The 14,152-nt window shown below is 67.3% G+C and carries 15 protein-coding genes; 11 read left to right on the top strand and 4 right to left on the bottom strand.

The window, feature by feature from the left end; genetic code table 11:
* The first annotated feature begins 7 nt into the window (after positions 1 to 7).
* Positions 8 to 2,110, top strand: a complete 2,103-nt coding sequence (locus tag IMX13_RS13890) for a PAS domain S-box protein (RefSeq protein ID WP_111187002.1) — start codon at positions 8 to 10, stop codon at positions 2,108 to 2,110.
* Between the two features lie 4 nt (positions 2,111 to 2,114).
* The gene (locus tag IMX13_RS13885; RefSeq protein ID WP_053517925.1) at positions 2,115 to 3,890 is read left to right on the top strand and encodes an EAL domain-containing protein; all 1,776 of its coding nucleotides are present in this window, start codon (positions 2,115 to 2,117) and stop codon (positions 3,888 to 3,890) included.
* 54 nt (positions 3,891 to 3,944) lie between these two features.
* On the opposite strand, the gene IMX13_RS13880 is transcribed toward IMX13_RS13885, so the two are convergent.
* The 4 genes from IMX13_RS13880 to flgA form a co-directional block, all read right to left on the bottom strand.
* Positions 3,945 to 5,162, bottom strand: coding sequence for an ATP-binding protein (locus IMX13_RS13880; RefSeq protein ID WP_065175707.1), 1,218 nt, complete (start codon positions 5,160 to 5,162; stop codon positions 3,945 to 3,947).
* Positions 5,163 to 5,253: 91 nt separating this feature from the next.
* Positions 5,254 to 5,592: a flagella protein gene (locus tag IMX13_RS13875; RefSeq protein WP_053517922.1), complete on the bottom strand. Its 339-nt coding sequence runs from the start codon at positions 5,590 to 5,592 to the stop codon at positions 5,254 to 5,256.
* On the bottom strand, positions 5,589 to 5,894 hold the full coding sequence (flgM, locus tag IMX13_RS13870) for a flagellar biosynthesis anti-sigma factor FlgM (RefSeq protein ID WP_053517921.1): 306 nt from the start codon (positions 5,892 to 5,894) through the stop codon (positions 5,589 to 5,591). Before flgM ends, IMX13_RS13875 begins: the two co-directional genes overlap by 4 nt.
* Positions 5,895 to 5,969: 75 nt before the next feature.
* On the bottom strand, positions 5,970 to 6,626 hold the full coding sequence (flgA, locus tag IMX13_RS13865) for a flagellar basal body P-ring formation chaperone FlgA (RefSeq protein WP_111187003.1): 657 nt from the start codon (positions 6,624 to 6,626) through the stop codon (positions 5,970 to 5,972).
* Positions 6,627 to 6,755: 129 nt separating this feature from the next.
* On the opposite strand from flgA, the gene IMX13_RS13860 reads away from it, so the two are divergent.
* The 9 genes from IMX13_RS13860 (at position 6,756) to IMX13_RS13820 (ending at position 14,151) form a co-directional block, all read left to right on the top strand.
* Complete coding sequence (locus IMX13_RS13860; RefSeq protein ID WP_053517918.1) at positions 6,756 to 7,700, top strand: chemotaxis protein; 945 nt, start codon at positions 6,756 to 6,758, stop codon at positions 7,698 to 7,700.
* A gap of 160 nt (positions 7,701 to 7,860) precedes the next feature.
* Positions 7,861 to 8,256: a flagellar basal body rod protein FlgB gene (gene flgB / locus IMX13_RS13855; RefSeq protein WP_053517917.1), complete on the top strand. Its 396-nt coding sequence runs from the start codon at positions 7,861 to 7,863 to the stop codon at positions 8,254 to 8,256.
* A gap of 3 nt (positions 8,257 to 8,259) precedes the next feature.
* Positions 8,260 to 8,667 (top strand): flagellar basal body rod protein FlgC, encoded by a 408-nt coding sequence (gene flgC, locus IMX13_RS13850; RefSeq protein ID WP_053517916.1) that lies wholly within the window; start codon positions 8,260 to 8,262, stop codon positions 8,665 to 8,667.
* A gap of 23 nt (positions 8,668 to 8,690) precedes the next feature.
* Positions 8,691 to 9,374, top strand: a complete 684-nt coding sequence (locus IMX13_RS13845; RefSeq protein ID WP_193396552.1) for a flagellar hook capping FlgD N-terminal domain-containing protein — start codon at positions 8,691 to 8,693, stop codon at positions 9,372 to 9,374.
* A gap of 31 nt (positions 9,375 to 9,405) precedes the next feature.
* Positions 9,406 to 10,629, top strand: a complete 1,224-nt coding sequence (gene flgE, locus IMX13_RS13840; RefSeq protein ID WP_053517912.1) for a flagellar hook protein FlgE — start codon at positions 9,406 to 9,408, stop codon at positions 10,627 to 10,629.
* A gap of 32 nt (positions 10,630 to 10,661) precedes the next feature.
* On the top strand, positions 10,662 to 11,411 hold the full coding sequence (locus IMX13_RS13835) for a flagellar basal body rod protein FlgF (protein WP_065175709.1): 750 nt from the start codon (positions 10,662 to 10,664) through the stop codon (positions 11,409 to 11,411).
* Positions 11,412 to 11,514: 103 nt separating this feature from the next.
* Complete coding sequence (gene flgG, locus IMX13_RS13830; protein ID WP_053517910.1) at positions 11,515 to 12,300, top strand: flagellar basal-body rod protein FlgG; 786 nt, start codon at positions 11,515 to 11,517, stop codon at positions 12,298 to 12,300.
* Between the two features lie 22 nt (positions 12,301 to 12,322).
* Entirely contained in the window at positions 12,323 to 13,015 is a 693-nt protein-coding gene (gene flgH / locus IMX13_RS13825; RefSeq protein ID WP_065182178.1) for a flagellar basal body L-ring protein FlgH, read from the top strand.
* A gap of 2 nt (positions 13,016 to 13,017) precedes the next feature.
* Complete coding sequence (locus tag IMX13_RS13820) at positions 13,018 to 14,151, top strand: flagellar basal body P-ring protein FlgI (protein ID WP_193396551.1); 1,134 nt, start codon at positions 13,018 to 13,020, stop codon at positions 14,149 to 14,151.
* Position 14,152 lies beyond the last annotated feature (1 nt).

Genomic DNA, 14,152 nt, shown 5'->3' with positions numbered 1-14,152 from the left:
CCTGTCCATGCCCGCAGAACCGACCGGCACCGCCCCTGTTCCCGACCCGCGGATGGCCCAATCCCTGGGCCGCGATCGTCGGCGGATCGTGCTGAGTTACCTGGCGATGGCCCTGGCCTGGATGATCGCCACCGACAGCGCCGTGCAGCTGCTGGTACCCGATCCGTACCAGGCCTCGCTGTGGCAGAGCCTGAAAGGGTCGTTCTTCGCCCTGGCCAGCGCCGGGCTGCTGTACCTGCTGCTGCGGCCGCTGGCCGAGCACGTGCTGCTCACCCATGCCCGCCTGCAGGCCTCCGAGCTGCGCCTGCGGCAGATGTTCGAGGGCAATCCCGGGCCGATCCTGGTCTACGATCTGGACAGCCTGGCCATTCTCGATGCCAATCCTGCGGCCTGCAGCGCCTTCGGCTGGGAGCGCGAGGAACTGCTTGAGCGCACCATCGACGTGCTCTGGCCGCCCGGCCAGGACCAGGCGCTGCAGACCAAGCTCGAAGCCATCCGGGAGGCGCCCGAGCAGCTGTGCATCCTGCGGGCGCAGCTGCAGCTGCGCGATGGCAGCCTGCGGCAGATGGAGCTGCGCTCGAACGCAATCGGTTACGACGGCCACAACGCACGCCTGCTGATTGCCATCGATCGCACCGCCGAGGACCTTGCACAGCTGCGCCGGGACCAGGCACTGGCACGGGTGGAGGAAGCGCATGAGCTGGCGAAGATCGGCGCCTGGGAACTGGACCCCTCCAGCGGGCTGGGCCGGTACTCCAGCCAGGTCTATCGCCTGCTCGGCCGGCGCCCGCCGGAAGCGCGCCGCTGGCATCGCTTCGACGAACTGCTGGTGGCGGCCGATCCGGCCACTGCCGCGCAGGCGGACCAGCTGCTGGCCGAACTGTGTTCCGGCGAACCGGTGCAGGTGGACGTGCTGCTGCCGCTGCTGTCGATGGATGGCCGCGCGTTGATGGTGCACCTGCGCGCGGCCAGCGGCGTTGACGAGGCCGGCCGCGACCGCGTGCTCGGCACGCTGCAGGACGTGACCGAGCGCGAGCAGTCGCGGCGGCTGCTGCGCGAACGTGAGGAACAGTTCCGCGAACTGGTGCGTGTGCTGCCGGACGGCGTGGTCATCCTCTTCGAGGAGCACGTGCTGTACGCCAACGCCTGGGCCGCGAGTCTGTTCGGCTATGGCGGCCATGCCCTGCTCGGCGAGCCGCTGGCGGCTCTGGTCGCCGACAGCGATCTGGCGCGGGTACGCGTGCAGCTCCGGGCCGGCCAGCCCCAGCACGGCCCCGGCCACAGCAGCGTGGTGGCGATGCAGCGTGCCGATGGCCGCAGCTTCCACGCCGGCCTGGCTGTGGGCGAAGTGCGGTATGGCGGTCGCGACTGCAAGCTGCTGATCGTGCGTGACCTGAGCGACTCCGAGCGCACCCGCAGTGCGCTGGAGACCAGCAACCGCGAACTGCAGGCGATGGCCGGCCGGTTGTTCTCGCTGCAGGAGGACGAGCGCCGCGCGATCTCGCGCGACCTGCACGATGACATCGGGCAGGCCATCACCGCCATCAAGCTCTCCGCCTATGCCGCGCAGGACGAAGACGATCCGAAGCGCCGCAGCGAGGATCTGGCACAGATCGTCAGCCTGGCCGACACCACGGTGGCCAAGCTGCGTGACATCTCCACCCTGCTGCGGCCTCCACAGCTGGATGCGCTGGGCCTGGAGGCGGCACTGAGCTGGCAGGCACGGGTACTGTTCCGCTCCTCACCGGTGGAACTGCTGGCCGAAATCGAGCCCCTGCCGCATCGGCCCGACAACAGCATCGAGCAGGCCTGCTTCCGCATCGCCCAGGAAAGCCTGACCAACGTACTGCGCCACGCCCGCGCCAGCCAGGTGCAGCTGCAGCTGCGCGATGTCGGCCAGCGCGGGCTGCACCTGCAGATCCGCGACGACGGCGAGGGTTTCGACCCTGACGGCCCGCGCGGCCTGGGCCTGATCGTCATGCGCGAACGTGCGCAGAGCGTGGGCGGCCACGTGCGGATCGAGTCGGCGCACGGCGCCGGCACCCTGGTCGATGTCCATCTTCCCTACCAGGCAGCCTGCGCGGCTGCCGTCGAAACACCGGATTACTGAGCCTATGTGGAATCCCAATCTGCCGCTGGTCAGCATCGACGATGCCCCTGACCGCCTTGGCGCCGGCAATCCCGAGCTGCAGGCGATGGTGGCCGAAGCCGCTTCGGGTGGCACGCCGCTGATGCTGATGCATGTGGACATCGACCACTTCGCGTCGGTCAACGAGAACATGAGCGCGGAAGTGGGTGACCAGGCGCTGGTACTGGTGGCGCAACGCCTGCAGTCCTACCTGCGCGGGCGCGGCAAGCTGTGGCGCCATGGCAGCGACGAGTTCCTGATCGCCGTGCCGCGCGACGCCGACCTGCCGCTGCCGGAGGACTTCGCCGAAGAGATCCGCCAGCAGATGGAACTGCCGCTGTCGGTGCTGCCCTACACCCTGTTCATGACCGGCAAGCTGGGCGTCAGCCTGTGCCCGGAGCATGCCAGCAGCACCTCGCGCCTGCTCGATCATGCCGAAGATGCGCTGTACCAGGCCGCCCGCGAGGGTGGCAACGCGGTGCGCATCCATGCCGTGGACACACCACCCAGCGCGCACAGCGAGAGCATCATCGCGCGCCAGATCGTCGATGCCATCCCCAATGCCGAGCTGAAGCTGCGCTACCAGCCCCTGGTCAGCGCACGCGATGGCCATGTGGTGGGCATGGAAGCCCTGCTGCGCTGGCAGTCGCCGACGCTGGGGATGCTGGTACCGGAGCGTTTCATGCGAACGGCCGAGCGGCTCGGCATCATCGTGCAGATCGGCACCTGGGTGCTGGAGGGTGCGCTCAAGCAGGCCCGGCTGTGGCGCGACCAGGGATTCGACGACTTCACCATTGCGGTGAATGTCTCCACCCTGCAGCTGCTGCGACCGAATTTCTTCGCCGAAGTGATGTCGCTGCTGCAGGCAGCGGGCGTGCCGGCGCAGATGCTGACGCTGGAGATCAACGAAAGCGCGCTGACCAACAACGTCAATTTCGTGCACGAGACCCTGGCCAACCTGCGCAACGAAGGCATCAGCCTGAGCCTGGACAACTTCGGCACCGGCGACTCCAGCCTGAGCGCGCTGGTGCGCTATCCGGTGGACAAGCTGAAGATCGACCGCAGCTTCATCAAAAGCGCACCCGCCGGCAACCGCGAGGCCGCCATCGCCCGTGCGATCATCGCCATGGGCCACCAGCTGGGCATGACGGTGATCGCCAACGGCGTGGAATCGCAGGCACAGCTGGGCTTCCTGCGCCGCAACGACTGCGATGTGTTCCAGGGCTATCTGTTCGGCGAACCGATGTCGGCCGATGCCGCGGGCATGACCCTGCGCCGGCGCTACCTGCGCCCGGAAGCATTCGCCGAGACCCGCCCGGACCGCACCCTGCTGCTGCTGGACGATGAAGAGAACGTGCTGCGCTCGCTGGTGCGGCTGTTCCGCCGCGACGGCTACCGCATCCTTGCCGCCGGCAACGTGCGCGACGCCTTCGATCTGCTGGCGATCAACGATGTGCAGGTGATCCTGTCCGACCAGCGCATGAGCGACATGAGCGGCACCGAGTTCCTGGGCCGGGTGAAAATGCTGTACCCCGACACCATCCGTCTCGTGCTGTCCGGCTACACCGATCTGAACACGGTGACCGACGCGATCAACCGCGGCGCGATCTACCGCTTCCTGACCAAGCCATGGAACGACGACGAGCTGCGCAAGCACATCCACCAGGCCTTCCGTACCTACGAGGAACAGCGCCGCAGCAACGCCGGCCCGGTGGCGATGGACGCAGGTGACGGTGGCGAGGATCGCCCGCCGTTGCGATGATGGAGGCCGCCGGGCATGGCCCGGCGCTACCGTGCACCTGTGCCGTGCGGCGGCTCAGCGCGGCTGCTTCACCGGCAGCACCACGCGGAAGCGCGAGCCGACGCCGGGGGTGCTGTCCAGATCGATGCGACCGTGGTGCTTGTTGATGATGCTGTAGGAGATCGACAGGCCCAGGCCGGTCCCGCTGCCCACCGGCTTCGTGGTGAAGAACGGGTCGAAGATGCGCTGGCGCAGTTCGGGCGAGATGCCGCCACCGGTGTCCTCGAACTCGACCCAGACATGGTCGCCCTCCACGCCGGTACGCACGGTGATGGTGCCACGCTCGGCGATGGCATGGCCGGCGTTGAGCAGCAGGTTCATGTAGACCTGGTTGAGTTCGGACGGCAGGCACTCGACCAGCGGCAGCTGGCCGAACTCACGCACCAGGGTGACCTTGTACTTGAGCTCGTTCCAGATGATGTTGATGGTGGACTCGAGGCCGGCGTGCAGGTCGACCAGCTTCCACGACTCATCGCGGCCGGAGTACGAGAAGTCCTTGAGGTCGCGCACGATGCGTGTCACCCGCTCGATGCCTTCGCGTGACTCGGCCATCAGCTGTGGCAGATCGCGGCTGATGAAGTCGATGTCCAGCCGGTCACGGATGTCGTCGATCTCCGGGATGAGCGCCTTCGGGTCGGGCGCACGCAGGGCGCGCTCGTAGGCCTCGATCACGGTGAACAGGCTGCGCAGGTACTCCTGCAGGCTGCCGAGATTGGAGTGCACGTAGCCGATCGGGTTGTTGATCTCGTGCGCGACGCCGGCGGCAAGCTGGCCGATGGACGCCATCTTCTCCGACTGCAGCAGCTTTTCCTGCGTGCCGTTCAATCGAAGGTAGGCCTGGCGCAGTTCGGCATGGCGCTGCTGCAGCTCGCGCTCGTAGTCTTCCTGGCCCTCGATGTGGCGGAACAGTGCCAGGTAGTGGCCCTGCCCGGGCGGACCGTGATGGTACAGATGCGCGATCACCACGCCCTCGCCCAGCGGCAGGCTGCCGTTCCAGTGACCGTTCTGGCGGGCGTGCTCCAGCGCGTCCGGCGGCAGCAGCTGACGCAGGCGCTGTGGCGCCGGCAGAAGGCCTTCGTCGCTGGCCAGCAGGTTCTGCGCGGCCGGATTGGCCAAGGCGACCTGACCGTCTTCGGTGAACAGCAGCAGGCCCTCGCGCAGGCGTTCAAGCAACGCCTGCAGCACCGGCTGTGGTGGAAGGGGGGCGGTAACCAGGACGTTGGCAGCGGACACGGCGGCTCAGGGGCATTCGAACAGGCGCCCAATATACGCGGTCGTGCCGCAGGCGACAGCCTGCGAGCCGGGAGGTCCGCGCGAAATTGCGTCAGGCCACCGCCAGAGGACGGCCAGCGGTGACTGCGTGGGCCTGCCCCTTGGCATCGTAGGCCGAGGCCTCTTCGCTGCGGCCCAGCTGGCGCAGCGCCCAGTTCACTTCGCGGCGCCTGCGCGACAGCAGCACGCCGTTGGCGCGATTGCGCTCGGCCAGCTCCTGCAGCTGTTCGCCCTCGCCCACCGGCGGTGCGCCTTCCAGCGCACGCAGCGCCTCCAGCTTGGCGCCGGTGGCGCGGATCAATGCGTGCACGTCATGCTCGACCAGGGCCTGGCGTTCGACGTCCAGGGCCAGCGCCAGGCGCTGCAACGGCTCGCTCATCGCCGCGGTCATCCGTGCAGCTGCTGGTCCAGCTCAAGCATGCGCGAAGCGATCGCGTCCGGATTGATCGTATAGGTGCCGTTCTGCAGCGATTCGCGCACGGCGGCCACGCGCTGGGCGTCGATCGCCGGCGCCGTGGTCAGTTCGCGTTCGATGGCCTGCAGATTGGTGGCCTCGCCGGTCAGGCGCAGGCTGTCGGCCGCCTCCACCGGACGCGCCGGCGAGTCGCTGCTGACGCCGGGCTTGCTGGCCGGGTTCGTCACGCTGCGCAGTGCCTGGGGGACCTGCAGGTTGCCGTCGATTTTCTGGCTCATGGGGTGTCCTGGAGTTGCCGTTCACAAGGGATAACGGCCGCAGGGCCGTGATCTTTAGGGAAATCTTGCGGGAATTCAACGCGCCACGATTACGTCACCACGGGCATCCACCGTGCCCTGCACGATGCGCCGCGAGGACAGGTTCTCCACCGAGATGCGTTCGTTCTCGCCGGCATCGCCCATCGCCCGGCCCGCGATGCGCACCTCGACCGAGCCGCGCCGTGACACCAGCGCCACATTGTCTCCGCGCTTGATGAGACGCTGGGTGACCAGGTCGTTGCTCGACAGCAGCGTTCCAGCCTGCAGCGGACGCCGGGCGATGCGGCCGATCGCTGCATTGGGATCGGCCAGCACGGCCCCGGCAATGCGTGCAGCATCGCGCTGGGCGGTACTGATATCGGCAGCCGTCAGCGTTTCTCCAGCAGCGATGCCGCGTGCAAGCACCAGCACCGTCTGGTTGCGCCGCACCTTCACCGGTACGAACAGGCGCCAGCCGCCCGCATCGGGGCAGCTGACCTCGACCGTGGTGTTCGCTGTCGGCTGCACCTGCAGCGCTCCCCCGCACCGGGGAAGACGCAGCGCGTCAGCCACCTGGGCCTCGCCTTCGCTGCCGGCGGGCAGGCTCGACAACGCCGCCGCACGGATGCTGGCCACCGGCTGCCAGTCGGCGGCCACTGCCCAGGGCGAGGCAACGGCCAGTGCGACTGCCAGGATGGAGGAGATCGGGCGCATGGCGCCTCCTGTCGATGGGACCTGGCCCGGACGCGTGCAAGCGGCGTGCCAGTGCGATGCGCGGCGCAACACTCGGCGCCGCTGGATCGGACCCTCAAGTTCCCGCCGCTGCACGCCGATACAGCAGCCATGTCCCATGACCTGCTCAACCGGATCGACCAGCGGACCCGCCTGGCCGGCCACAACCGACTGGCGCTGCTGCTGTTCCGCCTCGGCGGACGTCAGCTTTTTGGCGTCAATGTATTCAAGGTGCAGGAAGTGCTGCGGCGCCCGGAGCTGTTCCAGGTGCCCGGCCTGCCCGGGCAGTTCGCCGGCGTGGCCGATGTGCGCGGACGCTCGGTGCCGGTCCTGGACCTGGGCCTGGCGATCGGCCATCCCGAGCGCGAGCCGGATGCCGATACCTCGCCCGGCTACCTGGTCGTCACTGAATTCAACCGCTCGATCCAGGGCTTCCTGGTCAGCGGCGTGGAGCGCATCGTCAACATCGCGGTGGAGGACATCCATCCGCCACCGGAACTCGGCGCTGAATCGAGCTATCTGACGGCGGTCACCCGCTTCCAGGGCGAGCTGATCCAGGTGATCGACGTGGAAAGCGTGCTGGCCGACATCGCGCAGATCCGGGGCGAGGCCGTGCTCGATCCACAGATGGCCATGCCCGCCGACGGCCCGCAGCTGCAGGTGCTGGTGGTGGACGACTCGCGGGTGGCACGCCAGCAGATCCGCAGCGTGCTGGACCAGCTGGGGGTCGGCGCCACCCTGCTCTCCGATGGCCGGCAGGCGCTGGACCACCTGCTGCAGATCCACGCCTCGGGCGAGAATCCCGCCGACCGCTACGCCATGGTCATCTCCGATATCGAGATGCCGGCGATGGACGGCTACACGCTGACGACGGAAATCCGGCGCCATCCGGGGCTGGCGGGGCTGTACGTGCTGCTGCACACCTCGCTGTCGGGCGTATTCAACAACGCGATGGTCGAGCGCGTGGGCGCCAATGCCTTCGTCGCCAAGTACTCCCCGCACGAGCTGGCCGATTTCGTGCTGGACCGCCTGCGCAAGGTGGCGATGGCGGCCTGAGGCCGCCGGGTTCCCCGCCGGGCATGGCCCGGCGCTACCGGATGTTGGCCGCCCCTTGGGTAGCGCCGGGCCGTGCCCGGCGAGCGTAGCGGCGCCCCGCCCACGACCTTTTGGCACACCGCTTGCAGCGTCCCGGGCAACGTTCCCGTGGGAGTGCATCGTGCGCAACCTGATTACCGACTACCTGGGCGTACATGCCCAGGCCATGCCGTTGCGCGAACAGCGGATGAAGCTGATCGCCAGCAATCTCGGCAATGCCGATACCCCCGGCTACAAGGCCCAGGACCTGGACTTCGACGCCGCCCTGCGCAGCGCACAGGGACAGGATGGCAACGGCCTGATGGCCACCACCCACGAGCAGCACTATGCGATCAACAACGGTCTGAATCCGTTCCAGATCGCGCGCGAGGGTGTCCAGCCCAGCCTTGACGGCAATACCGTCGATCCGGATGCAGAGCGCGCCGCCTACGGTCGCGCCGCGCTGGAGTACCGCGCATCGCTCAGCTTCGTCGAGAGCAAGGTCCGTTCCATGCTGACCGCGATCACGGGGCAATAAGCCATGAGCAACCTGCCGATCTTCGACATCGCCGGCTCCGCGCTGCAGGCGCAGTCGGTGCGCATGAGCACCATCGCCTCCAACCTGTCCAACGCCGACACCGTTGCCGGCTCGGCCGAGGCCGTCTACAAGCCGCTGGAGCCGATCTTCCAGGCGGTCACGAGCAAGGACGACCCGAACATCACCTCGGTGCAGGTGAAGGAAATCACCCGCAGCGAGGCGGCGCCGATCAAGCGCTACGAGCCCGGCCACCCACTCGCCGACGCCGACGGTTACATCTACCAGCCCGACGTCGATCCAGTCGCGCAGATGGTCAATCTGATCTCGACCTCGCGCAACTACCAGGCCGGCGTGGAGATGTTGACCACCGCCAAGGAACTGGCCCTGGCCACCCTGACCATGGGCCGCTGAGGCCCGCAGTACCGGATACCGCCATGACCACTGCCGTCAACAACCAGACCAGCCAGGACGTCTACTCCGCACTGGGCCTGAATGCTCCCAACAGCAACGCCACCAAGAAGAAGAACACTCTGGACCAGGCCGACTTCCTGCGCCTGATGACCGAGCAGCTGCAGCACCAGGACCCGCTCAAGCCCATGGACAACACGCAGATGGTCGCGCAGATGGCGCAGATGTCGACCGTGCAGGGCATCACCGATCTGAACACCACGGTGCAGGGCTTCCAGCAGTCGATGGCCAGCGACCAGGTGCTGCGTGGCGCCGCGCTGGTGGGGCACCAGGTGCTGGTGCCGTCCGAGAAGCTGGTGCTGGAGAACGAAGGCAGCGTCGAGGGCACGGTGGCCGCGCCCGGCGCCGGCATCATCACCGTGGACATCACCGATGCCAACGGCGCCAAGGTCACCTCGATCAGCGTCGAGGCCAAGGCCGCGGGCGAAACCGCATTCCAGTGGGATGGCAAGGATGCCGGCGGCAACCGCATGGAGCCGGGCAAGTACAGCGTGGTCGCCAACCATGTCGATACCGCTGGCAAGAGCACCAAGCTGTCCACCTATGTGCAGGCACCGGTGGAAAGCGTGACCGTCGGTTCCGATGGCCTGTACCTGAACCTCAAGGGCCTGGGCACGGCCCCGATCGACTACGTGCTCCGCGTCAGCTGAGCCGCCTACCCGCATCTACCAGGAGCATCCCATGGGCTTCAATGTCTCGCTGTCCGGCATCAATGCCGCCAACTCCGACCTGAGCGTCACCGCCAACAACGTCGCCAACGTCAACACCACCGGCTTCAAGCAGTCGCGCGCCGAGTTCGCCGACCTGTTCGCCGCCACCAGCTACGGCCTGTCGAAGAACGCGGTCGGCTCGGGCGTGCGCGTCTCCAACGTGGCCCAGCAGTTCATCCAGGGCAACAACGAGCAGACCGGCCGCAGCCTGGACATGGCGATTTCCGGTGAGGGCTTCTTCACCATGAACATGAACGGCCAGCGGGTGTACTCGCGTGCCGGCAACTTCCAGACCGATGCCGCAGGCTACGTGACCAACCCGCAGGGCGCGCGCCTGCAGGTGTTCGCGCCCAACGCCGACGGCACCAACTTCGACGCCGGTCGCATGATCGACCTGCAGCTGCTGACCACCGACAGCCCGCCCCGGCAGACCAGCGATGTAAAGGTTGGTTTCACCCTGCCGGCCAACGCCAAGGAACCGACGGTGCAGCCGTTCGATGCCACCAATTCCAACAGCTACAACCACTCCAGCGGCGGCATTACCGTGTATGACTCGCTGGGCGTGAGCCACATCCAGGTGTCGTACTTCGTCAAGGAAGCCGGCGTCAACCAGTGGACCGTGCACAACTTCGTCGACGGCGAACCCGCAGGTACCCCGACGCCGGTCACCTTCGACAACAGCGGCAAGCTGACCGCGCCGGCCAACGGCAGGATCAGCCTCGGCACGTTCACCCCGACCACCGGCGCGGGCGAGTTGAACATGACCCTGGACGTGAGCGGCTCGACCCAGTACGGCGAGAAGTTCGCCCTGCGCAACACCCAGCAGGACGGTTACGCCGCGGGCAAGCTCAACGAAATCACGGTGTCGGACACCGGCGTGGTCTACGCACGCTACTCCAATGGCGACGACAAGCCGCTCGGCCAGGTTGCGCTGACCACCTTCAACAACCCGCAGGGCCTGGAGCAGAAGGGCAACAACGTGTGGGCGGAGACGTTCGATTCGGGTACGGCCCGTACCGGAATGCCCGATACCTCCAACCTCGGCAAGATCCAGGCCGGCTCGCTGGAGGCGTCCACTGTCGACCTGACCGAGCAGCTGGTCAACATGATCACCGCGCAGCGCAACTTCCAGGCCAACGCACAGATGATCACCACCCAGGACCAGATCACCCAGACCGTCATCAACATCCGTTGATGAGCGGCTGACCCTGTCACGGAACTCCCCGCATGGATAAAGCCCTCTACGTGGCGATGACCGGTGCCCGCGCCTCCCTGCAGGCGCAGGGAACGCTCAGCCACAACCTCGCCAACTCCGATACCCCCGGCTTCAAGGAAGCGCTGGCCAACACCGAGGCCTTCCCGATCCAGGGCCGGGGCTTTGCCTCGCGGGTCGATGCGCTGCACGTCGACGCCGGCTTCAACCGCCGGCCCGGTGCGCAGCACATCACCGGCAAGCCGCTGGACCTGGCGCTGCAGACCGGCACCTGGCTGGCCGTGCAGTCCACCGACGGCAGCGAAGCGTACACGCGCGGCGCGGCACTGTCGGTGACACCGAACGGTCAGCTGGTGACCTCCGGTGGGCGCCCGGTACTGGATGACAACAACAACCCGATCGCCATTCCGCCGTACCAGGCGATGGAGATCGGCAACGACGGCACGATCTCCATCATCCCGCAGGGTGAAGGCCCACAGACCATGGCCATGATCGGCCGGATCAAGGTGGTGCAGGCACCGGACGAACGGCTCGAGCGCGGTCTTGATGGCCTGTTCCGCAACACCGATCCGCTGCAGCCGTTCGCCCAGGCCCTCGGGCCCACCGTGCACAGCGGCCAGCTGGAGGGCAGCAACGTCGATGCCGCCGGTGCACTGGTGCAGATGATCCAGCTGCAACGCCAGTACGAAATGCAGGTGCAGGTAATCAAGCACGGTGATGACAACGCACGCAGCGCCAACAGCCTGCTGCGACTGGGCAGCTGACGGAATTCCGCCGGCGCCGCGTAACGGCACTGGCACACCGCTTGCACGCCGTACCCCATGGGCCGCAGCACGCGGCCGGTTTCAGCCAGACAGGACTCCGAAGATGAACCAGGCATTGTGGATCGCGAAAACCGGACTGGATGCGCAGCAGATGCGCATGTCGGTGGTTTCCAACAACCTCGCCAACACCAACACCACCGGCTTCAAGCAGGACCGCGCCAGCTTCGAGGATCTGTTGTACCAGCAGGTCCGCCAGCCGGGCGGCGCATCGTCGGCGCAGACCCAGCTGCCGACCGGCCTGCAACTGGGCACGGGCGTGCGCGTGGTGGCCACCGCCAAGAACTTCGAGCAGGGCAGCCAGCAGCAGACCGGCCGCGCGCTGGACGTGATGGTCAATGGCCGGGGCTTCTTCGAGGTGCAGCTGCCCGATGGCAGCTCCGCCTACACCCGCGACGGCTCGTTCAAGATCAACCAGGACAGCGAACTGGTCACCAACAGCGGTTACCCGGTGCAGCCCGGCATCCAGATTCCCGAAGGCGCGCAGTCGGTAACCATCGGCAGCGACGGCACCATCAGCGTGAAGATGGCCGACGACGCCGCATCGGTGGAAATCGGTGCGCTGACCCTGACCGACTTCGTCAATCCCGCAGGCCTGCAGGCGCGCGGCGAGAACCTGTTCCTGGAAACCACCGCCTCGGGGCCGGCGCAGAACGGCAATCCGGGCCTGAACGGGCTCGGCAACGTGGTCCAGGGTGCGCTCGAAGGCAGCAACGTGAACGTGGTGGAGGAGCTGGTGTCGATGATCGAAACCCAGCGCGCCTACGAGATGAACGCCAAGGCGATCTCGACCACCGACTCCATGCTGGCCTACCTCAACAACAAGATCTGACCGGCCCAACCGGGATAACGCCATGTCGCCCATTTCCACCCTCGCCCGCACTGTCCTCGCCAGCACGATGGCCGCCCTGCTCGGCGGCTGCGTGATCGCCGGCGACGTGCGCCCCTACCCCGCGATGGCGCCGCTGCAGCCGATCATGCCGCCCCAGGCGGAGCCGACGGCCGGTGCGATCTATGCGGCAGGGCCAACCCTGCAGCTGTACTCGGACCGCCGCGCGCGTGATGTCGGCGACCTGCTGACCATCACGCTGCTGGAAAACACCACCGCGCAGACCAGCGCCAACACCGCCACCAACAAGGAATCGAATCTGAGCCTGGGGACGCCCTCGATCTTCGGTGCGCCGGTCACCCTGGGCGGCAAGGACATCCTCAGCGCCAGCGCCAAGGGCGCGCGCGACTTCACCGGCAAGGGCAACAGCGCACAGAGCAACCGCCTGCAGGGCAGCGTCACGGTCACCGTGATCCAGCGCCTGCCCAATGGCAACCTGGTCGTGCAGGGACAGAAGAATCTGCGCCTGAACCAGGGCGACGAGTTGGTGCAGGTGCAGGGCGTCGTGCGCCCGGGTGACATCAGTCCGGACAACACCCTTCCCTCCAGCCGTGTAGCCGAGGCCCGCATCGTCTACGGCGGCCGCGGTCCGGTCGCGCAATCCAACGCGATGGGCTGGCTGAGCCGCTTCTTCAACTCCGGCCTGACGCCGTTCTGAGCATGGCCATGACGCTTACCTTCTTCTCTTCCTGGCACCGCCTGTCATCGCTGTGCTGCCTGGTGCTGCTTGCGGTCGCTGCACCGGCCAGTGCCGAGCGCATCAAGGATCTGGCCCAGGTCGGTGGCGTGCGCGGCAACGCGCTGGTCGGCTACGGCCTGGTGGTCGGCCTGGATGGCAGTGGCGACCGCACCAGCCAGGCCCCCTTCACCGTGCAGAGCCTGAAGAACCTGCTGGGCGAGCTGGGCGTGAATGTGCCGGCCAACGTCAATCCGCAGCTGAAGAACGTCGCCGCCGTGGCGATCCACGCCGAACTGCCACCGTTCGCCAAGCCAGGGCAGCCCATCGACGTCACCGTGTCCTCGATCGGCAACGCGGTGTCGCTGCGTGGCGGCTCGCTGCTGATGGCGCCGCTGCGCGGCGCTGACGGCCAGATCTACGCCATCGCACAGGGCAACCTGATCGTGGGTGGCTTCGGTGCCCAGGGCAAGGACGGCTCGCGGGTGTCGGTGAACGTGCCCAGCGTCGGCCGCATTCCCAACGGTGCCACGGTCGAACGCGCATTGCCGGATGTGTTCGGTGCCAACGGCGAAATCACCCTGAACCTGCACAACAACGACTTCACCACCGTTTCGCGGATGGTCGCGGCGCTCAACAACGCCTTCGGCGAAGGTGCAGCGCGTGCCGTCGACGGCGTGACGGTGGCGGTGGCCGCGCCGACCGACCCGGGTGCACGCATCGGCCTGCTTGCCCGCATCGAGAACCTGGAGCTGACCCCGGGCAGCGCCCCGGCCAAGGTCGTGGTCAACTCGCGTACGGGCACGGTGGTCATCGGCCAGCAGGTCCGCGTCGGCCCTGCGGCGATCTCGCACGGTTCGTTGACGGTGACCATCCAGGAGAACACCAACGTCAGCCAGCCCAACGCACTGGCCGGCGGCAGCACGGTGATCAGCCCGCAGTCGACCATCACCGCCACCAACGATGGCAGCCGCATGTTCAAGTTCAATGGCGGCACCACACTGGATGAGATCGTGCACGCGGTGAACGCCGTCGGCGCCGCGCCGGGCGACCTCATCGCGATCCTGGAAGCACTGAAGCAGGCCGGCGCGCTGAGCGCCGAACTCGAGGTGATCTGAC

Origin of the sequence: Stenotrophomonas sp. B2 (assembly GCF_014947095.1) — a bacterium.
Classification (GTDB): domain Bacteria; phylum Pseudomonadota; class Gammaproteobacteria; order Xanthomonadales; family Xanthomonadaceae; genus Stenotrophomonas; species Stenotrophomonas maltophilia_P.
The sequence above is the reverse complement of the archived record's forward strand: the minus strand, read 5'-3'. Positions and strand labels throughout refer to the sequence as shown.

Excerpts from the sequence above, each read along its gene's own strand:
- IMX13_RS13890 (WP_111187002.1), top strand. The coding sequence starts at position 8 with ATGCCCGCAGAACCGACCGGCACCGCCCCTGTTCCCGACCCGCGGATG.
- IMX13_RS13885 (WP_053517925.1), top strand. The coding sequence starts at position 2,115 with ATGTGGAATCCCAATCTGCCGCTGGTCAGCATCGACGATGCCCCTGAC.
- IMX13_RS13875 (WP_053517922.1), bottom strand. The coding sequence starts at position 5,592 with ATGACCGCGGCGATGAGCGAGCCGTTGCAGCGCCTGGCGCTGGCCCTG.
- flgM (WP_053517921.1), bottom strand. The coding sequence starts at position 5,894 with ATGAGCCAGAAAATCGACGGCAACCTGCAGGTCCCCCAGGCACTGCGC.
- flgA (WP_111187003.1), bottom strand. The coding sequence starts at position 6,626 with ATGCGCCCGATCTCCTCCATCCTGGCAGTCGCACTGGCCGTTGCCTCG.
- IMX13_RS13860 (WP_053517918.1), top strand. The coding sequence starts at position 6,756 with ATGTCCCATGACCTGCTCAACCGGATCGACCAGCGGACCCGCCTGGCC.
- flgC (WP_053517916.1), top strand. The coding sequence starts at position 8,260 with ATGAGCAACCTGCCGATCTTCGACATCGCCGGCTCCGCGCTGCAGGCG.
- IMX13_RS13845 (WP_193396552.1), top strand. The coding sequence starts at position 8,691 with ATGACCACTGCCGTCAACAACCAGACCAGCCAGGACGTCTACTCCGCA.
- flgE (WP_053517912.1), top strand. The coding sequence starts at position 9,406 with ATGGGCTTCAATGTCTCGCTGTCCGGCATCAATGCCGCCAACTCCGAC.
- IMX13_RS13835 (WP_065175709.1), top strand. The coding sequence starts at position 10,662 with ATGGATAAAGCCCTCTACGTGGCGATGACCGGTGCCCGCGCCTCCCTG.
- flgG (WP_053517910.1), top strand. The coding sequence starts at position 11,515 with ATGAACCAGGCATTGTGGATCGCGAAAACCGGACTGGATGCGCAGCAG.
- flgH (WP_065182178.1), top strand. The coding sequence starts at position 12,323 with ATGTCGCCCATTTCCACCCTCGCCCGCACTGTCCTCGCCAGCACGATG.
- IMX13_RS13820 (WP_193396551.1), top strand. The coding sequence starts at position 13,018 with ATGGCCATGACGCTTACCTTCTTCTCTTCCTGGCACCGCCTGTCATCG.